The 21,180-nt window shown below is 68.5% G+C and carries 18 protein-coding genes and 1 pseudogene; 12 read left to right on the top strand and 7 right to left on the bottom strand.

Annotated elements, in window-relative coordinates; all coding sequences use genetic code 11:
* Nucleotides 1-157: 157 nt before the first annotated feature.
* The gene (locus V2L32_RS15340) at nt 158-1,030 is read right to left on the bottom strand and encodes a DUF6159 family protein (RefSeq protein ID WP_331233359.1); all 873 of its coding nucleotides are present in this window, start codon (nt 1,028-1,030) and stop codon (nt 158-160) included.
* 406 nt (nt 1,031-1,436) lie between these two features.
* Between V2L32_RS15340 and V2L32_RS15345 the strand changes: the two genes are divergently transcribed.
* The 3 genes from V2L32_RS15345 (at nt 1,437) to V2L32_RS15355 (ending at nt 4,149) form a co-directional block, all read left to right on the top strand.
* Nucleotides 1,437-2,780 (top strand): metallophosphoesterase, encoded by a 1,344-nt coding sequence (locus tag V2L32_RS15345; protein WP_331233360.1) that lies wholly within the window; start codon nt 1,437-1,439, stop codon nt 2,778-2,780.
* Between the two features lie 60 nt (nt 2,781-2,840).
* A complete protein-coding gene (locus V2L32_RS15350) occupies nt 2,841-3,332 on the top strand; it encodes an MOSC domain-containing protein (RefSeq protein ID WP_331233361.1) in 492 nt (163 codons plus the stop codon).
* 121 nt (nt 3,333-3,453) lie between these two features.
* Nucleotides 3,454-4,149: a hypothetical protein gene (locus V2L32_RS15355; protein ID WP_331233362.1), complete on the top strand. Its 696-nt coding sequence runs from the start codon at nt 3,454-3,456 to the stop codon at nt 4,147-4,149.
* A gap of 34 nt (nt 4,150-4,183) precedes the next feature.
* On the opposite strand, the gene V2L32_RS15360 is transcribed toward V2L32_RS15355, so the two are convergent.
* From V2L32_RS15360 to V2L32_RS15370, 3 genes are all read right to left on the bottom strand, one after another.
* On the bottom strand, nt 4,184-4,408 hold the full coding sequence (locus tag V2L32_RS15360) for a hypothetical protein (RefSeq protein ID WP_331233363.1): 225 nt from the start codon (nt 4,406-4,408) through the stop codon (nt 4,184-4,186).
* Nucleotides 4,409-4,420: 12 nt separating this feature from the next.
* Nucleotides 4,421-5,686, bottom strand: coding sequence for a DsbA family protein (locus V2L32_RS15365; protein WP_331233364.1), 1,266 nt, complete (start codon nt 5,684-5,686; stop codon nt 4,421-4,423).
* 244 nt (nt 5,687-5,930) lie between these two features.
* Nucleotides 5,931-6,893 (bottom strand): transcription initiation factor IIB, encoded by a 963-nt coding sequence (locus V2L32_RS15370; protein ID WP_331233366.1) that lies wholly within the window; start codon nt 6,891-6,893, stop codon nt 5,931-5,933.
* Between the two features lie 316 nt (nt 6,894-7,209).
* On the opposite strand from V2L32_RS15370, the gene V2L32_RS15375 reads away from it, so the two are divergent.
* Both V2L32_RS15375 and V2L32_RS15380 read left to right on the top strand, forming a co-directional pair.
* Complete coding sequence (locus V2L32_RS15375) at nt 7,210-7,338, top strand: hypothetical protein (protein WP_331233367.1); 129 nt, start codon at nt 7,210-7,212, stop codon at nt 7,336-7,338.
* A gap of 120 nt (nt 7,339-7,458) precedes the next feature.
* Nucleotides 7,459-8,727 (top strand): Zn-dependent hydrolase, encoded by a 1,269-nt coding sequence (locus V2L32_RS15380; RefSeq protein ID WP_331233368.1) that lies wholly within the window; start codon nt 7,459-7,461, stop codon nt 8,725-8,727.
* Between the two features lie 48 nt (nt 8,728-8,775).
* On the opposite strand, the gene V2L32_RS15385 is transcribed toward V2L32_RS15380, so the two are convergent.
* Nucleotides 8,776-9,042, bottom strand: a complete 267-nt coding sequence (locus tag V2L32_RS15385) for a hypothetical protein (RefSeq protein WP_331233369.1) — start codon at nt 9,040-9,042, stop codon at nt 8,776-8,778.
* A gap of 443 nt (nt 9,043-9,485) precedes the next feature.
* On the opposite strand from V2L32_RS15385, the gene V2L32_RS15390 reads away from it, so the two are divergent.
* The 4 genes from V2L32_RS15390 to V2L32_RS15405 all read left to right on the top strand — a co-directional run bounded on the left by V2L32_RS15390 (nt 9,486) and on the right by V2L32_RS15405 (nt 14,566).
* Nucleotides 9,486-10,694, top strand: coding sequence for a BMP family lipoprotein (locus V2L32_RS15390; RefSeq protein ID WP_331233370.1), 1,209 nt, complete (start codon nt 9,486-9,488; stop codon nt 10,692-10,694).
* Nucleotides 10,695-10,809: 115 nt separating this feature from the next.
* A complete protein-coding gene (locus tag V2L32_RS15395; protein ID WP_331233371.1) occupies nt 10,810-12,378 on the top strand; it encodes an ABC transporter ATP-binding protein in 1,569 nt (522 codons plus the stop codon).
* 59 nt (nt 12,379-12,437) lie between these two features.
* On the top strand, nt 12,438-13,514 hold the full coding sequence (locus tag V2L32_RS15400; RefSeq protein WP_409348449.1) for an ABC transporter permease: 1,077 nt from the start codon (nt 12,438-12,440) through the stop codon (nt 13,512-13,514).
* Complete coding sequence (locus tag V2L32_RS15405) at nt 13,511-14,566, top strand: ABC transporter permease (protein ID WP_331233373.1); 1,056 nt, start codon at nt 13,511-13,513, stop codon at nt 14,564-14,566. The genes V2L32_RS15400 and V2L32_RS15405 overlap by 4 nt, the downstream gene beginning before the upstream one ends.
* Nucleotides 14,567-14,738: 172 nt before the next feature.
* Here V2L32_RS15405 and V2L32_RS15410 read toward each other — a convergent pair whose 3' ends face one another.
* Both V2L32_RS15410 and V2L32_RS21150 read right to left on the bottom strand, forming a co-directional pair.
* Complete coding sequence (locus tag V2L32_RS15410) at nt 14,739-15,566, bottom strand: sodium:solute symporter family protein (protein WP_331236624.1); 828 nt, start codon at nt 15,564-15,566, stop codon at nt 14,739-14,741.
* 142 nt (nt 15,567-15,708) lie between these two features.
* Nucleotides 15,709-16,014 (bottom strand): annotated as a pseudogene (locus V2L32_RS21150) (sodium:solute symporter family transporter); the annotation flags it as partial.
* Between the two features lie 58 nt (nt 16,015-16,072).
* On the opposite strand from V2L32_RS21150, the gene V2L32_RS15415 reads away from it, so the two are divergent.
* From V2L32_RS15415 to V2L32_RS15425, 3 genes are all read left to right on the top strand, one after another.
* A complete protein-coding gene (locus V2L32_RS15415) occupies nt 16,073-17,254 on the top strand; it encodes an MFS transporter (RefSeq protein ID WP_331233374.1) in 1,182 nt (393 codons plus the stop codon).
* Nucleotides 17,255-17,355: 101 nt separating this feature from the next.
* Nucleotides 17,356-19,410, top strand: a complete 2,055-nt coding sequence (locus tag V2L32_RS15420) for a hydantoinase/oxoprolinase family protein (RefSeq protein ID WP_331233375.1) — start codon at nt 17,356-17,358, stop codon at nt 19,408-19,410.
* Entirely contained in the window at nt 19,407-21,107 is a 1,701-nt protein-coding gene (locus tag V2L32_RS15425) for a hydantoinase B/oxoprolinase family protein (protein WP_331233376.1), read from the top strand. The genes V2L32_RS15420 and V2L32_RS15425 overlap by 4 nt, the downstream gene beginning before the upstream one ends.
* The last annotated feature ends 73 nt before the right edge of the window (nt 21,108-21,180 follow it).

Raw genomic sequence — 21,180 nt, forward strand, 5'->3', positions numbered from 1 at the left:
GGCTGCTCCGCCCCGACCGTTCCCGCGGAGGCGTCGCCGACAGGGACGGAACCGACTCATAGGGATCATCGTAGCCGACCGGATCTCCCAGGCTTACACGCCACCGACGTCCCTCGATTCGCGTTCGAGAGAGTATGAACTTCTACGATGATCCCTATCAGTCCTCGACCACCGTCCCCGGCGTCCGTACCGTCCCGGGCGAGGCCGGTCGCTCGGTCCGCCCGCCGAGCGTCTCGAAGTCGAAGTTCTCGAACTCGCTCGGAGCGATCCCCTCGACCGCGTAGACGTAGAGCGCCGTCTTCGCGATCCCCCAGATCGTCTGCCCGAGGACGTAGGCGGTGACGACCGCGCCGAGGACGAGGACGGCCGCGAGGGCGATCCCGGGTCCGGCGAAGACGGCCGCGACGGGAGCCGAGACGGCGAGTGCGAGCGCGACGAGCGCGATGCCGATCAGCGTCACGACCAGCGTGATGCCGAAGCCGGCACCGATCGTCTCGCCCCACGTCTCCCGAAAGGTCGTCGCGCTCCGCGTGAACATCGAGGTGACCGAGACCTCCTCGAAGACGATCACCGGGACGACGAAGAACGTCATGATCGACCAGCCGACCGAGAAGACAGACCGGAGGAGTGCCGCCACCGGGTTGTCCGACTCCTCGAGGGCCTTGAGGAGGACGCTCACCGTCGCCGCGATCGCCGCCCAGGTCGCGATCGGGACGATCCGTCCCCGCACCGCCCGGAGACACTCGAGCACCCCGGGCTCCCTCCCGTGGAAGGCGTCGTTCGCGCCGTAGACCAGCGCGGCCGAGAAGTACGTGCTGAAGAAGGTCGTCACGAAGTAGAGGACGAAGAGCACGAGGTACTCGATCCCGCTCCCGAACAGGTTCGCGACGAGCAGCGGAAACAGGAAGAGGACGAAGAAGAACGCGCTGAACAGGCCGGCGAGCAGCGGGAACGCCAGCAGACGAGGGTGGTTTCGAATGACGCCGAAACTGTCCTTCGAGAGCGTCCAGCCGGTCTTCAGCCGGTCCACGAACCCGATCCGTCTAGTATTACTGGAAGATAACATGTAATACGACACTCTTCCACCAGGTATTAGTCCTTCCCCCCTCGGGGTGATCGGTCGTCGATTCGATCCACCGTACGGACCACCCAGTCCGTCGTTTCCGATCACTTGACCCCGGTTCGTGCCGCGACTTCGGTTTCCCGTCTCCGCCGGACTCCACCGTTCGAACACGTCTCGGGAGAGAGATCAGTTCCGGAAACTGATCGGACGGAGAGAGGACAGCACTGCGAGAACGGGACAGCATCTCCGCCGTGAGGACGGCCGCCGGGACGCCCACGAAGCGGGTGTGCGTTCGACCCGTCGGGCGATCGACTCCGGGTCGTCGCCGCGACGGAGGGCAACCCTTTTTTCGGGGGCGTGTGGTGTGAGAGTGATGACTGCGGACACGGACGAACGGGTCTACTACGTGATCAGCGACCTCCACATCGGCGGCGACGAGCAGTTAGAGGAGGTCGAGTTCCTCGACGAGCTGCTCGCGTTCCTCCGGCGGCTCGAGACGACCGACGAGGACGCCGAGCTGGTCATCAACGGCGACGCGTTCGGGCTCTGGGAGTTCACGAGCGTCGAGGGGATCGAGAAGTTCGACGTGCTGGAGGGGACCTACCCAGAACTGTTCGAGCAGTTCGAGCGGACCGGCGAGAACGTTCGTATCACGCTGTTGCCGGGCAACCACGACCACGAGCTCGCCGCCTACGACGAGTACGTCGAGCGCTTCGCCGCGTACAACGTCGAGCTGGTCCAGGAGCAGTCGATCGGCCGGCCGGTCGGCGAACAGGCGATCCACTTCGAACACGGCCACCAGCAGGACCCGAACAACCGGATCGAGGAGTGGGGAAACCCCTACGCGACGCCGCTCGGCTACTACTACAACACGCTCGTCACCAGCAGAGCGGGCCAACTCTCCGACCGGGGGCGGTACAACTGGTTGAAGGACGTCCAGGCGGTGACGCCGACCGAACGGATGCCGATCTGGCTGCTCTCGAAGTACTTCTACCGGGAGATGAACCCGCTGCTTCGCTACTCGATGGTCCCGTTTCTCCTCCTGTTCAACGTCAGTGTCGTCCTCGCCCTGCTCGCGGGGCTGGACCTGGTCGGTCTCTGGTCGGCGCCCGTCGATCGAACGACGGCGTTCCTCGGACAGTTCGGCAGGGCAGGGACGGCGGCCTGGTTCTTCCTCGCGCTCAACGTCGCCGTCGCCGGCCTGCTGGTGCTCGTCGGCATCCCCCTCTACTTCATCAGGCGGGACATCCGACGGACGATCGACCGCTTCGGGGTGTTCGAGACCGACCTCACGGTCGACCCCGAAGCGCCGTATGAGGAGGCCGCCCGCGAGGTGTTCGCCGACGGCGAGACGACGATCTTCTGTTACGGTCACACCCACAGACCGTCGGTTCAGGAGGTCGACGGCGGACTGCTCGTCAACACCGGGACGTGGCTCAAACGCCTCCACAGACGGGACGGCATCACGGGCATCCTGCCCCCGGTCTTTCACCCGTCGTACCAGCTCGCCTCGGTGCGTATCGCCCCCGAACCGGAGGGCGTCTCCGTCGCGTACGAGCGGATCAAGAAGCCCAGTCCGGCCACCGAGGAGCTGACGCGCACCGAGCGGTTCTTCACCGTCGGCCGTGAGCCCGTCCCGGAGCTACCCGACCGCCACGTCGTCGAGAACGGGGCGAGCGATCCAGCCGTCGAGTCGATCGGCGAACGCTCCGTGTAGGAACGTAGAACGCTCCCTGTAAACACGTAGGTTCTTACGCGCGCCCCCGAGAGTGGTCGTATGGACGGCACCGGCACGGTCGAACGGGTCTTCATCGCCCCGGACGCGGGGGCCGAGATGCGCGAGCGGACCGACGTCGAGGCGGTCGCGGGGAGCGGGCTCCGCGGCGACCGATACGACGGTGCGATCGAGACGGGGACGTTCGTCGACTGGGGGTCGGAGGAAGAGCGTCCGACCGGCTACGACCTCACGCTGATCGAACGGGAGGCGATCGAGGCGGTCGAGCGCGAGACGGGCATCGAACTCGCCCCCGGTGAGCACCGCCGGAACGTCGAGACCCGCGACGCGGCGCTCGATCACCTGGTCGGGAGCCGGTTCCGGGTCGGCGACGTGGTCTGTCGGGGGAACCGCCTCTGCGAGCCGTGTGATCACCTCCAGCGGCTCACCGCTGACGGCGTGTTGAGCGCGTTGGTCCACCGCGGCGGGCTCCGCGCCGACATCGTCGAAGGGGGGACGATCCGTCCCGGCGACGAGATCGTTCCGCTCGACTGAGGGAGCCACGGGTCGAGCGTCGAGCCCGCCCGGGGAGTCGTCGGGTCGTACGACGGGACGACGGCCAACGTTCGCCGGTTCCCGCGCCCCCTTTTGCACGCGAGCGACCGACGAACGCACGATGGGTTCGTTCGACGCCACGCACGAGACGGAGCGAGGGTTCGGGCTCTCGGGTCGCGACGTTCGGGTAGTCGGCGGGGCGAGCGTGCTGCTGGGGATCAACGTCTCCCTGATGTACGTCCTGGTCGTGACGCCCCTCTCCGCCGTCAACGACTCCCTCTTCTCGGTCCCGATCGTCGGGGTCGTGCTCTACGGCGTGGCGATCACTGGTGGTCACGTCCTCGCCGAACGCGGTGTGAAACGCGGATCGACGGGCGTCGCGCTCGTCGGTGTGGTCCTCCTGCAACTCGCGTTCGGGACCTTCGGAGCGGGCGTCCTCTCGTTCGTCCCCCGCGAGGGACAGCTTCCGGTCCTCGTCGTGACGGCGCTCGTCGTCACGACACTCACGGCCGTGATCGGGGCGTACGTCTACGCCCGCCCGAAGACGTTCGAGGGGTGGGGAGCCGCCGCCACCGTCGCGTTCGTCGGTGGGGTCGTGGCCATCGCGATCGGATCGTTCGTTCTGCCGCTCCTGCTGGTCGTCGGCTTCGGACTCGTCCTCCTCGGGTTCCTGCTCCGGTTGGGGTGGGAGATCTGGCGGGTACGGGATCACCGGAAGGCCTCGGTCACGCTCCAGACGATCGGCGTCTACATCGCCGTCGCAGGGATCTTCGTGCACGTGTTACAGCTCGTGATGCGTGCGCTGAGTCGGCGGTGATCGGGTTCGGAGTCGGATGGAGTCCTCCGACCGGTTACTCGCGGGAATCTCCCTCGTGGAGGCCGGAGATCGCCCGGAAAGCGCCCTCGTCCTCCCACGGGACGCGGCCTCCGTCACGACGAACGCGACCCGGCTCCCGTCGAGCGAGTGGGCGACACCCCGAGAGCCGCTCGAACGGTTCGGGCCCCGGCGGCCGCTCGCCGTGACTCCCCGGAGAGCGCTCGAGCGTGACGCCGATCCGATCCGTTGGGTGCCGCACTACCGCGCCCCGCTACAGCTCCAGCGCGTTCGAGAACACCCCGTAGTTCTGGTTGCCCACGACCTCGGTTCGGTGGTCGCCGTCCCGGAAGAGGTGAAACACCGGCGTTCCCGGTACACCGGCGTCGATCGCCGCACCGACGTCAGTCGAGATGCGCCCGCTATGGGCCCCGTTCTCGACGTCGGATCGGACCGCCTCGGCGTCGACACCCGTCCCATCCAGGAACGAGACGACCTCGTCGAGGACGCTCCCCTCGGACAGCGAACCCTGCCGGGAGAAGAGGTGACTCTTCAGCTCCCAGAACGCCGACTCGCTCCGGTCGTACGTCGCCCAGAGCGCCAGGATCGCGGTCTCGGCCCACTCGGCGGTCGAGGGGATCCCGCGCCAGACGTAGGAGAGTTCGCCCGCGTCCATGTGCGAGCGGAGCTCCCGGTAGGCCCCCTGCTCGAACTCCGCGCAGTTCGGACACGACGGGTCGTCGAACGCGACGATCACCGCCTGCGCCGCGCTCGGCGACGGCCCCCGGACCGGCGACTGTCCGATCCCCTGCGCCGACGGGTGGTCGGGATCGATACCCTGGCCCTCCCCGTCGTCTTCCTCCTCTTCCTCGTCGCCGTCATCGTCCGCGTCGCTTTCGTCCTCCGAGTCGTCCGTCGTCCCGTCGTCGTCCCCTCCCTCCCCTGGCGTGTCCTCTTCCGGCGTCTCGGTTTCTTCTTCCGGGGTCTCGGTCTCCTCTTCAGGGGTTTCCGGTTCTTCCTCCGGAGTCTCCGTCTCCTCTTCTTCCGGCGTCTCGGTTTCTTCTTCCGGCGTCTCCGTCTCCAGGTCGGGCGTCTCCGTCTCCTCTTCCGGCGTTTCGGTCTCCTCTTCAGGGGTCTCGTTTTCTTCCTCAGGTGTTTCGGCTTCCTGCTCGGGCGTCTCGGTTTCCGATTCGGGCGTCTCTGTCCCCTCCTCGCCGGAGTCCTCGGGTGTTTCCGCCTCGGGGGGCTCAGTCTCCCCGTCGCCGGTGTCGTCCGAACTCCCCTCGGACGTCTCCGGAGTCTCCTCCCCGCCCTCCGACGGCTCCTGGCCGTCGTCCGTCGTTTCGTCGGCCTCGTCAGCGTCCTCGCGGTACTCCTCTAGGTCACCCGCGTCGATCGGGTCGAAGTCACCGTCCCCGTCCTCGTCGGCACAGCCGGCCGTCGCAGCCGCCACACCCCCCGTCAGGAGGAGGAACGTCCGCCGCCTGACAGATACGCCGTCACGTACCGTTCGCCACTTCGGAAGGTCCTCGCGTCTCACTGGACCTACCCAGAGCCTTCGCGGGGATAAGTTGGCTCCCTGCCGGAGATACTGCCGGCTCACGCGCGATCACCCTCGAATCCCGTATCGACGCCCCGGACGTCGCGTCGGGCCCGGAACTGCGATCGGGCCGGTAGCTCTCGAGACGTGGATAGAGAGGGATATCTCCGAGATCTGGATCGACCGGTACGAGAGAGGGACCGTGCTCGGTCCGGCCATCGCGAGTCTCCGGCGGTTCGAGTCGCTATCGGATGCCCATCGCCTCGATCTGTTCCTGGTACCGGTTGCGGATCGTGACCTCGGTCACCTGCGCGACGTCGGCGACCTCGCGCTGGGTCTTCTTCTCGTTACAGAGCAGCGACGCGGCGTAGATCGCCGCGGCGGCGAACCCCGTCGGCGACTTGCCCGAGAGCAGCCCCTTCTCGGTGGAGACGGAGATGATCTCGTTGGCCTTCGACTGGACCTCCTCGCTCAGTTCGAGCTCCGAGGAGAACCGTGGGACGTACGCCTTCGGGTCGACCGGGCGCATCTCGAGGCCGAGCTCCTGGGAGATGTACCGGTAGGTCCGGCCGATCTCCTTTCGCTCGACGCGCGAGACCTCGCTGATCTCCTCGAGACTGCGCGGGATACCCTCCTTCCGGCAGGCGGCGTAGAGACAGCCGGTCGCGACGCCCTCGATCGACCGCCCACGGATGAGGTCCTCCTTGAGCGCGCGACGGTAGATGACGCTCGCCACCTCGCGAACCGAGCGCGGTACCCCCAGCGCGCTCGCCATCCGGTCGATCTCGCTGAGCGCGAACTGCAGGTTGCGCTCGCCGGCGTCCTTCGTCCGGATCCGCTCCTGCCACTTTCGCAACCGGTGCATCTGGCTTCGTTTCTCGGCGGAGATCGATCGGCCGTAGGCGTCCTTGTTCTTCCAGTCGATCTGTGTGGTGAGCCCCTTGTCGTGCATCGACTGGGTGATCGGCGCCCCCACACGGGACTTGCTCTGGCGTTCGGTGTGGTTGAACGCCCGCCACTCCGGGCCACGGTCGATGTTCGTCTCCTCGACGATCAGCCCACAGTCCGAACAGACGAGCTCGCCCTGATCCTCGCTCTTCAGCAGACGACCCGTGTTGCACTCCTCGCACAGCCGCTCGTTCTCCGTGGTCGCTGTCGATTCCGCCCGTTCCTCACCGCGCTCGTGCTCACGGATGGACTGTGTCACTATAGTCAGCTAGAAATTTCCCAGCCGCTTAAAGCCTCGCAATACCGAAAGGAGCGTCGAGACGAGCGAAGCAGGCTCGTCGAACTCTCCTCCTCCCTTCCGTGAGCGGCCCGAACGCCAGCGTCCGCCACGGTCGACCCCCCGGGTCCGGCGACGACACACGGCACTAAGTGGGCGAGTCGCGAGGGTCGTCCGCGAACGAAGAGATGCCGTCCGGCCCGGACGGCCCTCCGGTCGTCGGGAACTACCTCGCGTTCGTCCGCGAGCCGCTCGAGTTCATGACGCGCAGCGCCAGTCGCTACGGTGACATCGTCGCGTGGGAGGAGATCGACGGTCCGATCTACCAGCTGAATTACCCGAGCACATCGAGCACGTCCCCGTCCGGAACAACGAGCACTACATCAAAGGCGAGAGCTTCCAGCGGCCGCTCCAGCCGCTGCTGTAAGTCCATGTGAGATCGTACCGGGAGGGGATGAGGCGAACGACGACGTTCGACCCGCTCGCGACCGTGGCTCCGGACGCCCCCGACCGCAACAGCCATCTGCCGTCTGTGTGAGGCGTAGCCATGCAGATCGACGAAGACCGTCTCCGCGAGGACATGCTGGCGAACGGTTCGTTTGGGCGCGTCGAGACCGAAGAGGGCCACGGTCGGACGGTGCTACTGGGGTCCGACGCGGACCGGGAGGCACGAGAACGACTCGTCGCGATACTCGAATCGCTCGACATCGACGTCCGTATCGACGCCGTCGGGAACGTCGCGGGGCGGTGGGCGCCCGACGGCTGTGACCCCGACCGGGCGCCGGTCGCGATGGGGAGTCACCTCGATTCGGTCCCCGAGGGAGGGATCTTCGACGGGCCGCTCGGCGTCTACGCTGCGGTCGAGGCGGTCCGGGCGATGCAGGACGCTGGGATCGAGCCGGAGCGACCGATCGAGGTCGTCTCGTTCACCGAGGAGGAGGGCCAGCGATTCGACGTCGGGCTGCTCGGCTCGTCGGTCGCCACGGGCGAGCGATCGGTCTCGGAGGCACTCTCGCTGGCCGACGACGCGGGGACGACGCTGAGAGACCACCTGGAGGGGATCGGGTTCCACGGCGAGGGGCTCGTCGACGCGAGCGAGTGGGACGCCTGGCTCGAACTCCACGTCGAGCAGGCGACGCAGCTCGAGCGGGCGGGCGTCCCGGTCGGGGTCGTGAGCGCCATCACGGGGATCACGAACTGCGTCGTCGAGATCGAGGGCGAGGCGAACCACGCGGGCGGGACACGGATGGACGAACGGACCGACGCGCTGGTCGCCGCGAGCGCGTTCGCCGAAGACGTCGAACGGATCGCCCGCGAGGTGAGTGTGACCGAGAGCGAGGCCGCGGTCGCGACGGTGGGGTCGCTCTCGGTCGCGCCGAACGCGAGAAACGTCGTTCCCGGGTCGGTACGTCTCACGATCGACGTCCGCGACGTCGATCGGGCGGTGATGGACGAGGTGGTAGACAAGGCACGTTCGAGCCTCGCGCGCATCGACCGCGAGCGCGGGACCGAATCGACGCTCACGCGCTACCGGACCGTCCTGCCGACCCCGATGAGCGAGCGGTGTCGCGCCGCACTCACCGACGCGGCGGACCGGCACGGGATCGAGCACCTGGAGCTTCCCTCGGGTGGCGGTCACGACACGATGGCCGTCGCGTCGGTCACCGACGCGGGTCTCCTGTTCGCCCCCTCGAAGGACGGGATCTCGCACTCGCCCCGTGAGTGGACCGACTGGGAGGACTGCGCTCGGGCGGCGCAGGTGCTCGCCGACGCGGCTGCGAGGCTCGCGGGCGCGACGCCGGACGACGGAGCCTGAGTCACGCTCCCTCGGGTGCGAGACGGTCGGCCTCGGTACGACGGCCGGTCAGGCCTCGCCCCGGCCGGATCGCCCCTCCCCGCCGCCCATCCCGACGCGCTCCCCGTCGGCGTCCTCGTCCTCCTCCGTCTCTGACGACGGCTCTGCTCCGTTGCAGGCGACCACCCGGAGCGAGAGAACCGTCGACTGGCGGTAGAGCGCCATCCTCGTGGGCGGTCCCGTTCCCGCGTCACGCCGTGTTCGCGATCGGTCGGTGCCACCCGCCTCAGGCGAGGTGCCTCCCCGGTCGGCACACCACCCGTGATCCCACGTCATCCGGGTGGCCCATTCTCGGGGCTTCATGTAAACGTTGTTATGAATAGTGCAGCGGGTGGCGATATCGAACTCAGAGGGGTGCGTTCTCGTCGGAACGCATGTCAGCGTCGGGGGATAGCGAACGGCGCTACGCGCCCCCATTCTCCGGCACCCTCTTCGAGGACGTCCGGTGACAGGAACCGATACGGGATCTGATACGCGGAGCTGTGGCCGATCGGATCGACCGCGGGCGCTCACGGGAGCCGGCCGGGTGGTGCCGAGGCAGGCGCTTCTGCGTCCGAAGGACAGGATCACGTCCGTCACCGGGCTCCGAGATGAGAGGCGACCCGTCGTTCGAAAACCTCCCGTGGCTAGAGGAGGAAACCGGCGCCCGAAGGCCGTGCCGGTATCGTCGTATCAAACAGCGAAAACTACTTGACCGAGGAGTCTGAAACGTCACAATCATGGCACGTACCGACGGACCTGCGGAGGAAACGGGGGGAGGTCGCGACGCCGTCACCACGCGGCGAACCGTACTGACGACGGGGGCCGCGCTCGGCGGCGTGACCCTCGTGGGGTGTATCGGGGACGACGGCGACGACGACCCGGCCGACGCCGACGACGACCCGGCCGACGCCGACGGGGAGGTGGCGGACGACGCCGCGGACGACACGGACGACGCGGACGACGGCGACGACCCGGAGGGGGACGTCCAGGTCGCGATCATCTCGAGCGACGCGGGCTTCGGGGACAACGCGTTCAACGACAACGCCGTCGAGGGGCTCGAACAGGCCGAGGACGACTTCGGCATCGAGATCACCCGGGTCGAGGAGACCGAGACCGCAGAGTTCGCCGCGAGACAGGAGGAGCTCGCCGCCGACGGCTCGTTCGACCTGATCGTCATGGTCGGCTACCAGCACTACGAGGGACTGGTCGAACACTCCGAGGCGTACCCCGACCAGTACTGGATGCTGATCAACGACCACGTCGAGGGCGCGGAGAACGTCTCGGGCTGGATCGAGATGAACAACGAGATGTCGTTCCTCGCGGGCGTTGCGGCCGGCACGCTCACCCGAGAGGAGATCGAACACGGCGACAGCGAGACGGACCCCGACGAGGGCGTCGTCGGCTTCGCGGGGGGCGAGGACATCGACCTGATCAACGCGTTCGAGCAGTCGTACGTCGAGGGCGTCGAGTGGGTCGACGACGGCGTCGACGTGCTCACCGGCTACGGCGGGAGCTTCTCGGACTCGGAGGCGCTCTCGGAGGTCGCGAGCTCGCAGTTCGACGACGGGGCGGACATCGTCTGGCACGCGGCGGCCGCCGCGGGTGCGGGCGCGTTCTCCGCCGCCCAGGACAGCGGCCGGTTCGCGCTGGGCGTCGACAGCGACCAGTCGGTCGCCGACGACCAGTACGCCGACGTCATCCTCGGCTCCGCGATCAAGGCGCTCAACGAGGCGACGTACATGGTCACGGAGGCGGTCGTCGAGGACAGCTGGGAGGACGTCTCCGGCGAGCAGAACCTCAGCATCGAGAACGAGGGGATCGACTTCGTCGTCGGCCAGGAGTTCGAGGGGGAGCTGCCCGACTCGCTCGACGAGAACATCGAGGCGGCCAGACAGGCGTTCATCGACGGCGAGATCGACCTCACCTGCGGCCCGACGGGCTGCTGACAGGGGGTCGACCGCCGCATGTCTTCAGAACGCCTGCCGGTACGGCGACCGACCGGTCGGAGATCCGTCGAATGACGCGACACGCACTGGCCGCACCACCGGCGGAGGGACGGACGTGAGCGACGATCGACCCGCGGTGCGTCTGGAGGGGATCACCAAGACGTTCGGCGACGTCGTCGCGAACGAGGCCGTCGACTTCACCCTCGAACGGGGGGAGGTCCACGCGCTACTCGGCGAGAACGGCTCCGGAAAGACGACGCTGATGAGCGTCCTCTACGGGCTCTACGACCAGGACGAGGGGACGATCGTCGTCGACGGCGAGCCCCGTACCTTCGACTCCCCGCAGGACGCGATGGCGGCGGGGATCGGCATGATCCACCAGCACTTCCAGCTGGTGGCGCCGATGACAGTCCTCCAGAACGTCGTCCTGGGCACCGAGCCGACGCGGAGCGGGCTGGTCGACGAGGCGGCGGCGAGAGAACGGATCGAGGAGATCTGTTCGCGCTACGGCTTCGACGTCGATCGATGGCTCGACACGCCGGTCGAGGAGCTCGACCTCGGGACGCGCCAGCGCGTCGAGATCGTGAAGAGCCTCTACCGGGGCGCGGAGATACTCGTCTTCGACGAGCCGACGGCGGTGCTCACCCCGCAGGAAGTCGACGGGCTGATGGGGCTGCTGGAGGACCTCCGGGGGGCCGGTCGGTCGATCGTCTTCATCTCGCACAAGCTCGACGAGGTGCTCGCGGCGGCCGACCGGATCACCGTCCTCCGGGACGGGCGGGCGATCGGCACCGTGAACGCGGCGGAGACGACCGAGTCCGAGCTGGCGCGGATGATGGTCGGCAGGGACGTCCTGTTCGACCGGCGGCCCCGGGAGACCAGTCCCGGAGAGCCCGTCCTCGAGGTCGAGGGGCTCCGCGTCGACGGCGACCGCGGCCGCGAGCGGGTCGGCGGGGTGAGCGTCACCGTGCGAGAACGGGAGATCCTCGGCATCGCGGGGGTGCAGGGCAACGGTCAGACGGAGCTGGTCGAGGCGCTGACCGGGATCAGACCCGTCGCCGCCGGTACGATCCGGTTCGAGGGGAGAGAGATCACCGACACGAGCCGGCGCGAGCGCATCGAGGCCGGCATCGCGTACGTCCCCGAGGACAGACAGACCGACGGGCTGGTCCAGCGTTACGACCTGGTGCGTAACGCGCTGCTCGGCAACCAGACGATCACGCCCTACGCCCGGGACGGCTGGCTCCACTGGCCGAGCGTCGCCGAACACGCCGAGTCGATCGTCGACGAGTTCGACGTCCAGACCTCCGGAACGGGCGCCGCCGCGAGGTCGCTCTCCGGGGGCAACCAGCAGAAGTTCATCGTCGGACGCGAGATCGGCCACGACCCCGAGCTGATGGTCGCCTCACACCCGACCCGCGGGGTCGACATCGGCTCGATCGAGTTCATCCACGACCGGCTGCTCGAGCTTCGCGACGAGGGACTGGGCGTCGTCGTCGTCTCCTCGAAACTCGACGAGGTCCGGAAGCTCTCGGATCGGATCGCGGTCATGTACGACGGCGAGTTCATCGACACGGTCGACCCGGAGGCGGTGAGCGAGGAGGAGCTCGGCCTCCTGATGGCCGGACACACGCTCGGGGACGGATCGACCGGGAGCGAGCCCGACGTCGAGGTGGAGCCGTGAGCGGCGATCCCCCGAGCGGGGGTCGGCTGCGGTCGACGCTCGACCGGGCCGCCGACCGCATGCTGGACGCGTCGGTCTACGAGCGGATCGGCATCGCCGTGGGCTCGACCGGTCTCGCGCTCCTCTGTGGGCTGGCGATCGTGGCGCTGGCGGGCTACGATCCGGCCCGCTTCGCCACCCAGCTCGTCGTCGGCTCGTTCGGGAGCGAGCGGGCGTTCGCGCGGACGCTGCAGTTCACGACGCTGTTCATCCTCGCGGGCGTCGCCGTCGCCATCGCGTTCCGCGCCGGCGTGTTCAACATCGGTGTGCAGGGACAGCTGATCTTCGGCGGTATCGCCTGCGTGCTCTCGATCGTCTGGCTCGCGCCGTACCTCCCCGACGGGACGGCCGGCGGGGTCGTGTTGATACTCGTGGGTCTGGTCGCCTCCGCCGTCGCCGGCGGGCTCTACGCGGCGCTTCCCGGTGCGCTGAAGGCGTACTACGGCGCGAACGAGATCATCACGACGATCATGCTGAACTTCGTCGCCATCGGGGTCGTCGGCTGGGCGGTCGACGGACCGCTCCGCCCGGACGACGCGCGATCGGTTCGCACCGAGTACCTCCCCGAGAACGTCGGCTTCCCCCAACTCCTCTTCGAGTACCCGAGCTTCTCGCTCGTCGGGCTCGGCCTCGCGCTCGCGGTCGTCGTCGTTATCTCGGTGGTCGCGACCCGGACGAGCTTCGGCTACGACATGATGACGAGCGGCTACCAGCTTCGGGCGGCGACCTACTCGGGGGTCGACGCGAGACGGATGATCGTCCAGACGATGACGCTCTCGGGGATGGTCGCCGGGCTGGTCGGTGCGGTGTTCGCGATCATGGTCCAGGGCTACTTCATCGATCCCTCCGGGCTGGGCACGTACGGCTTCGACGCGATCGCCGTCAGCCTGCTCGCCGCGAACAACCCTCTGGGAGTGGTCCCCGCGGCGCTGCTGTTCGGCGCGCTCGACTCCGCGAGCTCGCACGTCCAGATCCATAGCGAGGTGCCCGTCCAGCTGATCGACGGGATCGTCGGCCTCGTCGTCCTGTTCGTCGCCGCCCCCGAACTCTTCCGGATGATCGCCGAACGGACCGGCCTCGGGGGTGATCGCCGGTGAGCCTGGCGGAGCTCTCCGCCCGGCGGGGCGTCCGCCTCGGCGGGCTCGGCCTGCTCGGCGCGGTCGCGCTCGGTGGCGCTCTCGTGGTCCTGTTCGACGTCCCGCTGGGACGGATCGTCACCGTCGGCTTCGTCAACCGGACGCTGCTGGCCGCGTCGCCGATCGCGCTCGCGGCGATCGGCGGGCTCTACGCCGAGAAGAGCGGCGTGTTCAACATCGGCCTCGAGGGGTTCATGATCTTCGGGGCGATCAGCGCCGCGGCCGTGCTCTACGGCCTGGGCGGGACCGATCCCACACAGCTCCACGTCTGGGGGGCGGTCGTCGCCGCGGTCGCGTTCTCTGTCGCGCTCACCGCCGGCTACGCGGTGCTCCTCATCCGGTACAGGGCCGACCAGATCGTCGCGGGACTGGCCGTCTGGTTCATGGGCCTCGGGTTCGCGCCCTTCGCCGCCTCGCTGATCTGGGGGACGGTACGGAGCCCGGGGCTCACGAGGGTCACCCACTACTCGCTGCCGTACCTCGTCGAGTTCCCGGTCGTCGGCCCGATCCTCTTCCGGCAGTCGCCGTTCGTCGTGCTCACCGCCCTCCTCGTCGCCGTCTCCTGGGTGGTTCTCTACCGGACGAGATACGGCTACTGGATCCAGGCCGCCGGCGACAACCCGGAGGCGCTCGACACCGCGGGCGTGAACGTCAACCGCGTCCGGTACGCGACGGTGATCTTCTCGGGCGTGATGGCCGGCCTCGGCGGGGCGGTGTTGCTCGCGCACGCGGGGAACTTCATCGGGACCGGCGACACGATGGTCGACGGCCGCGGCTGGATCGCCATCGTCGCCTACCTCTTCGGCAACTACAACCCGCTGGGTGCGGCCGCCGCGGCGCTACTGTTCGGCGGCCTCGACATGCTTCAGGTGCAGTTCCAGACGGCCGACATCGCGGTCTCGGGTCGGCTCATGGGGCTCGCCCCGTACGTCGGCGTGATCGTCGTCCTCACGATCTGGGGGAAGACGCGGATGCCCGCGTCGGTCGGCGAGCCCTACGAGAGCGAGGACTGATAGGGATCGTCGTAGCCGATCACTCCTCCTAGACGGACACATCACCGGTGTCGTTCGGTTCTCAGTCGAGGAACGACGAGTTTCTCCGACGATCCCTCTGAGCCACACGGTCGGCCGTCCCGGTAGTGCCCCCGTCGAGTCCGTACCGATCGCCCCGACCCGGGCCCGTGAATCAGTCGTCGGCCGGCGTCGACTCCGTCTCCCACTCCCGGTCGATCGCGTAGCGGATGTAACCCTGCGGTCGCTCGCGGTTCTCCGCGGGGACGGGGTCGGTCGCGAGGCTCACGCCGACGAACAGCACGGCGTTGACGATCAGCCCGTAGAAGCCCGGCGTGAAGTTCGGCGCGCCCGTGGGGAGTGTGAGGACCCCGAACGTGAGCACCGCGGCGACGGCGACGCCCGAACCAAGCCCGACCAGCGCACCCTCCCGCGAGGCGCGCTCCCAGTAGAGCGCGCCGAGGACGATCGGCAGCGTCTGGGTCAGGCCGTCGAAGGCGACCAGCGTGACCATCACGATGATGTCGACGTCCTGGATGGCGATGACGTACGAGCCGATCGCCAGGAAGAGGACGAGGACCTGTGCGATCCGGGTCTTTCGCCGCTCGTCGACGTCCCTGTCTGCGATGGTGTTCTCGTACCAGTCGCGGGTGATGAGCGAGGCCACCGCGTGGAGCATGGCGTCTTTCGAACTCATGGAGGCGGCGACCGCGCCGGCGACGACGATCGAGGCGAACCAGACGGGCGTGAACTCGTAGAGGACAGCTGGAATCGCCGAGTCCGGGTCCGCGAGGTCGGGGAAGTGGATCACCGCGCCGACCGCGAGGAACGCGAGCGGGAGGTAAAAGAGGAGGAGGTAGGCCCTCCCACCGGCGGCGGTCCACTTGAGCGTCCGCGGGGAGCGCGCGCTGTAGTACCGCAGGAAGATGTGCGGGGACATCGCGACGCCGACGTCGGTGACGACGACGAACGAGAACAGGAACCCCGGGGTGAGCGTGTCGATCGGGCTGGGGAGGACGAGATACTCGGCGAAGTTCGCCTGGAGGTCGGCCCAGAAGTCGCTCGGGCCGGTGGGCGAGGAAGACGAAGATGAAACCCGCGAGCCACATCGCGGCGAACATGAATACGCCCTGGACGGTGTCGGTCCAGGCGATCGAGCGCATCCCGCCGAGCCAGACGTATATCACGCCGATGACGAGCAGGTAGGCCGCGCCGAGTTCGAAGCTGACCGCTCCCTCGGTGGCCGTCTCGAAGATGACGCCGCTGCCGATCATCTGTATCGCGATGTACGGGAAGGTGAAGACGATGAAGACGAAGCTCACGAGCAACGAGAGCGTCTTCGAGCCGTAGAAGTCCTCGAGGAGGTCAGAGGGGGTGACGTAGTCGTGGCGCTTGCCGAGCAGCCAGACGCGCGAGCCGACGATCCAGAGGATGAGCCCCGAGAGCGTCACCCAGGCTCACGCGAGGATAGTGAACGCTATGACGATAGCCCGATAGTTCCGGTCGACAGTGGACGCGATCAGGGAGGAACCGAGAGGGTTCGGGGTTCGGTTCGGACCGCATCTGGCCGCCTTCAGCGTCGGCTACGTCGTCTTCTCCTACGCCTCGGTGCCGGGAGTGGTGATGGCCGAGTTCGGCGTCGGCTTCACGGCCGTCGGGCTGCTCATGAGCGCCGCGCTCGCCTCGTTCGTCGCGGTCCAGTTGATCGGCGGACGGCTCGTCGACGACCGGCCGACGCTCCCGGTCTTACTGGGCGTCGTCGTCGTCAACGCGGCGCTCGCGGTCGCGCTCGACCTGAGCACGACGTTCTCGGGGCTTATCGTCCTCCGCGGGCTCTGGGGGTTCGCGGGCGGGCTCGCGGTCACCGTCTGTGCGACGCAGATCTCGCGAGTGTACACCGGCTCGACGGCGACCTGGCACCAGAGCGTCAACGGCGGGATGTTCACGTTCGGCGGCGCCTCGTCGTTCGTCGTGACCCCGGCGGTCGTCGGTACCACGGGGTGGTTCGGCGTCCACGCAGTCGGCGCGCTCGTAGCGCTCCCGGCGATCGTGGCGCTGTGGGTCGATCGACGGGCCGCCGGGGAGACCGCGCCCACAGGACAGGGAGTCCGATCGCCGGCAGGCCCCGAGACCCCCCGGTTCGCGACGCTCCGAAACCGTCTCGTCCTCCTCGCCGCCGTCTGTAACGTCGCGACGCTCGGGGCGTACATCACCCTCTCGACGTTCGTCACCTCGTACTTCGACGACGTCGGCGTGATCGGTCCGCTGAACGCGATCGCCCTCCTCGTGGCCTCGCTCGGTCGCGTCGGTGGCGGGGTCGCGATCCTCCGACCGGGACTCGACGACGGCCACGTCATCGCGGCCGCGTCGGGTGCCGGTGCGGTCGGGCTGTTCCTGATCGTGCTGGTGGGGGATGGCTCGCTCCTCGTCGTCTTTCTCCCGCTGCTCGCGCTCGCGGCCGTCTCCCTGCCGTTCGGTGCGATCTTCAAGATCACGGCTGGTGCGTCGCGTCGTGACGGGACGGCGGTCGCGATCGTCGTCGCCGCCGGAAACGGGGCCGCGATCGTCCTCCCGGCGGTGACGGGGCGGCTCCGGGACCTCACCGGCGGGTACGACGGCGCGTTCGTCCTGCTCGCGCTGGTGAACGCCGTCGCCGCGTGTGCGGGGATCGCGATCGCCCGCCGGACCTAGTACCTCGTGTTCCCTCGATCGAGAGCGCGCCGCCCGGCCGCCGGGGTCGGAGCGCCTGCCTCGTTCCGTGGGTTTTAGACGGGGTGTCGTGATTGCCAGGTATGTCTCGGTCATCGACCCGCCACCGGATCGGGGTCGACGTCGGCGGCACGTTCACCGACGTCGTGACGGTCTCCGACGGCTCGCTCCACGTGACGAAGACGCCGTCGACGCCGGCCTCGCCGGACGAGGGTGTCGTCGACGGACTCGAACGGACGCGCGAGGACCTCGACCTCGGGTACGGGGACGTCGAGTTCTTCGCACACGGGACGACCGTCGCGACGAACGCGGTCCTCGAACGCGAGTGGGCGCCGACCGCGCTCGTCACGACCGAGGGCTTTCGTGACATCCTCGAGATCGGTCGGCAGGCACGCCCGGACATCTACGACTTCGACGTGACGAAGCCGGTTCCGATCGTCGAGCGGAATCTGCGCTACGAGGTGACCGAACGGCTCGACGAACGTGGCCGGGTCGAGGTACCGCTCGACGAGGAGAGCGTGCGGGCGGTCGCCGACCGGCTGCGGGAGCGGGAGGTCGAGAGCGTCGCGATCTCGCTTCTGTTCGCCTTCGAGAACGCGGATCACGAGCGGCGGGCCGAGGAACTGCTTCGGGAGGCGGGGAGCGAGACGTCGTACTCGCTGTCGAGTGAGGTGCTCCCGGAGATCAGGGAGTACGAGCGGACGCTCGCGACCGCGCTCAACGCGGCGCTGAAGCCGGTGATGGACAGCTACATCGGCCGTCTGGAGTCGGCGATCGCGGAGCGAGAGATCCCGGCCACGCTGCAGATCATGCAGTCGAACGGGGGGGTCATCGGGGCGAAACGGGCCCGACAGCGCCCGATCAACACGCTGCTCTCCGGCCCGGCGGCGGGTGTCCAGGGGGCGGCGCACGTCGCCGGCCTCCTGGGTGTCGAGGACGTCCTCACGATGGACATGGGCGGGACCTCGTGTGACGTCTCGCTCGTTCGTGGTGGCGAACCCGTCGTCTCGACGGAGGTGGAGGTCGGCGAGTACCCCGTCGGGGTGCCGATGATCGCCGTCCACACGATCGGTGCGGGCGGTGGCTCGATCGCGTGGATTGACGCGGGCGACGCACTCCGCGTCGGACCGCGCTCCGCCGGGGCCGATCCTGGCCCGGTCTGTTACGGCCGTGGCGGCGAGGAGCCGACGGTGACCGACGCACAGCTCCTGTTGGGGCGGCTCGATCCCGACGCGTTCCTCTCGGAAGACCTGGAGGCCGACGTCGAGCGCGTCGAGCGCGTCGTCAGCGAGCGGATCGCCGACCCCCTGGGGATGTCGGTTCGGGAAGCGGCCCAGGGGATCCTCGACGTCGCCAACGCGAACATGGAGCGGGCGCTCCGCGTCGTGAGCGTCGAGCGTGGTCACGACCCGCGGGAGTTCGGTCTCGTCGCCTTCGGCGGCGCGGGACCGCTGCACGCCGCCTCGCTCGCCGAGGAGCTCGACGTTCCACGGGTGATCGTCCCCCGAACGGCCGGCGTACTCTCGGCGCTCGGGCTGCTGATCACCGACCTGATCCACGACTTCAGCACGTCGATGGTCCGCCGACTCGAGGAGGTCTCGCCCTCGGATCTGACGGCGACGTTCGAGCGGTTCGAGCGGGAGGCGGCAGACCGGCTCGCGAGCGAGGGGATCGACGACGAGCGGATCGAGATCGAGCGCGCGGTCGATCTCAGATATCGGGGGCAGTCGTTCGAGCTCACAGTCCCGCTCTCGGGGGCGCTCGAGGAGGACTCGCTCGCGGACGCGTCCCGTCGCTTTGACGAACGGCACGAACGGCGCTACGGCCACGCCTCGCCCGACGAGCCGGTCGAGCTCGTGACGGTGCGTCTGCGCGCTCGTGGTCTCGTCGAGACGCCGACGCTCGCCGCGGCCGCCACGGGTGACGAGGCGGCGGACGCGGTCCGGGACGAGCGGGCCGTCGTCTACGACGGCGAGGCACACGAGACACCGGTCTACGACCGCGAGCGGCTCCCGGTCGACTCGACGGTCGAGGGTCCGGCGATCGTGGAGGGAACCGAGAGCACCGTCGTGATCAGACCGAGTCAGTCGGCGACCGTCGACGAGTACGGGACGATCACGGTGGAGGTTCGCCGATGAGCGACTCCGGGCGGTCGGGCGGAGGCGCCGAGAGGCGGGAGACGGGGATCGACGCGGTGACGCTCGAGGTGATCCGGAACGCCTGTGCCGCCATCTCCGAGGAGATGAACGCGAACCTCATTCGGACGGGCTACTCGCCGAACATCAAAGAGCGCCGGGACTGCTCCTGTGCGGTGTTCGATAGCGAGGGGAAGATGATCAGCCAGGCGGAGAACATGCCCGTCCACCTCGGGGCGATGCCCTTTTCGGTCGAGGCCGCCCTCGACCGTTACCCACCCGAGACGCTCTCGCCGGGCGATGCGGTGCTGCTCAACGACCCGTTTCGAGGGGGGGCACACCTCCCGGACCTCACGCTCGTGACACCCGTCTTTTATGAGGGAGAGATCGTCGCCCTGGCCGCGAACCGCGCCCACCACGCCGACGTCGGCGGATCGACCGCCGGGAGCGTCGCGGCGGACTCGACGGAGATCTACCAGGAGGGGATCAGGATCCCCCCGGTCAAGCTCTACCGGGAGGGTGAGGTCTCGGCGGACGTGATGGAGATCGTCCTCGCCAACGTCAGGACGCCCGACGAGCGCCGCGGCGACCTCCGCGCCCAGCAGGCGGCGAACGAGACCGGCCGGGATCGACTTCGGGGACTCGCCGAGACGTACGGTCCCGACGGGCTTGAGGAGGCGATCACGGAGATCCAGCACTACGCCGAACGCCGGATGCGTGCCGAGATCGACCGCCTGCCCGACGGCGTCTACGAGTTCGCGGACGTGCTCGACGACGACGGTCAGGGAACCGAGGATATCCGCATCGAGGCGGCGGTGACGATCGACGGCGACTCGATCGGGGTGGACTTCGATGGGACCGCCGACCAGACCGAGGGTGCGATCAACGCCGTCTTCGCCGTCACCGCGTCGGCGACCTACTACGCCGTCCGCTGTGTGACCGATCCGGACATCCCGCCGAACGACGGGGCCTACCGCCCGGTCAAAATCGACGCGCCGGAGGGTACGGTGGTGAACGCCTCGTTGCCGGCGGCCGTCGTCGGCGGCAACCTGGAGGTCTCTCAGCGGGTGACCGACGTGATCCTCGGCGCGCTCGCGGAAGCGGCACCCGAGCGGGCGATCGGCGCGTGTCAGGGGACGATGAACAACGTCACGTTCGGGGGGACCGACCCGCGGACGGGGACACCGTACGCGTTCTACGAGACGCAGGGCGGCGGGTTCGGCGGACGCGCGAGCGGCGACGGGATGGACGGCGTCCACGTCCACATGAGCAACACGATGAACACGCCCGCCGAGGTGCTCCAGACTGCCTATCCCCTCGCCGTCGAGCGGTACGAACTCCGCCCGGACTCGGGCGGAGCGGGCGAGTTCCGGGGCGGGCTGGGCCTCCGCCGGGACATCGAGGTGCGGGGTCACGAGGCCTCGTTCAGCCTCCTCGCGGACCGTCGGGTCCACGCACCCTACGGCGTCCATGGCGGTGGCAAGGGGGGCCGCGGGGACGACAAACTCATCCGGGACGGCGAGGAACGAGAGCTGGCAGCGAAGTCGACACACCGTCTCCGACCAGGCGACGTCGTGAGCATCAGGACCCCGGGCGGCGGCGGCTACGGCGATCCGGCGGATCGGGACCCCGAGTCAGCGAGGCGGGACCGAGAGCTCGGAAAGGTTTCCTCGAACGCGGCCGACGATACACGCGAGTGAGTGGTCGGTAGCGTGGCGACCGAGATCGGGTTCGAACGAAGAGAGCCCCAGAGGGTGCCTCTGACTGTTCCGA

It is taken from the genome of Halalkalicoccus sp. CGA53 (assembly GCF_036429475.1).
Classification (GTDB): domain Archaea; phylum Halobacteriota; class Halobacteria; order Halobacteriales; family Halalkalicoccaceae; genus Natronorarus; species Natronorarus salvus.

What these genes read in the sequence shown, in the direction of transcription:
- V2L32_RS15390 (WP_331233370.1), top strand. Translation starts at nt 9,486, where the DNA reads ATGGCACGTACCGACGGACCTGCGGAGGAAACGGGGGGAGGTCGCGAC.
- V2L32_RS15400 (WP_409348449.1), top strand. Translation starts at nt 12,438, where the DNA reads ATGCTGGACGCGTCGGTCTACGAGCGGATCGGCATCGCCGTGGGCTCG.
- V2L32_RS15420 (WP_331233375.1), top strand. Translation starts at nt 17,356, where the DNA reads ATGTCTCGGTCATCGACCCGCCACCGGATCGGGGTCGACGTCGGCGGC.
- V2L32_RS15385 (WP_331233369.1), bottom strand. Translation starts at nt 9,042, where the DNA reads ATGACGTGGGATCACGGGTGGTGTGCCGACCGGGGAGGCACCTCGCCT.
- V2L32_RS15425 (WP_331233376.1), top strand. Translation starts at nt 19,407, where the DNA reads ATGAGCGACTCCGGGCGGTCGGGCGGAGGCGCCGAGAGGCGGGAGACG.
- V2L32_RS15355 (WP_331233362.1), top strand. Translation starts at nt 3,454, where the DNA reads ATGGGTTCGTTCGACGCCACGCACGAGACGGAGCGAGGGTTCGGGCTC.
- V2L32_RS15350 (WP_331233361.1), top strand. Translation starts at nt 2,841, where the DNA reads ATGGACGGCACCGGCACGGTCGAACGGGTCTTCATCGCCCCGGACGCG.
- V2L32_RS15380 (WP_331233368.1), top strand. Translation starts at nt 7,459, where the DNA reads ATGCAGATCGACGAAGACCGTCTCCGCGAGGACATGCTGGCGAACGGT.
- V2L32_RS15345 (WP_331233360.1), top strand. Translation starts at nt 1,437, where the DNA reads ATGACTGCGGACACGGACGAACGGGTCTACTACGTGATCAGCGACCTC.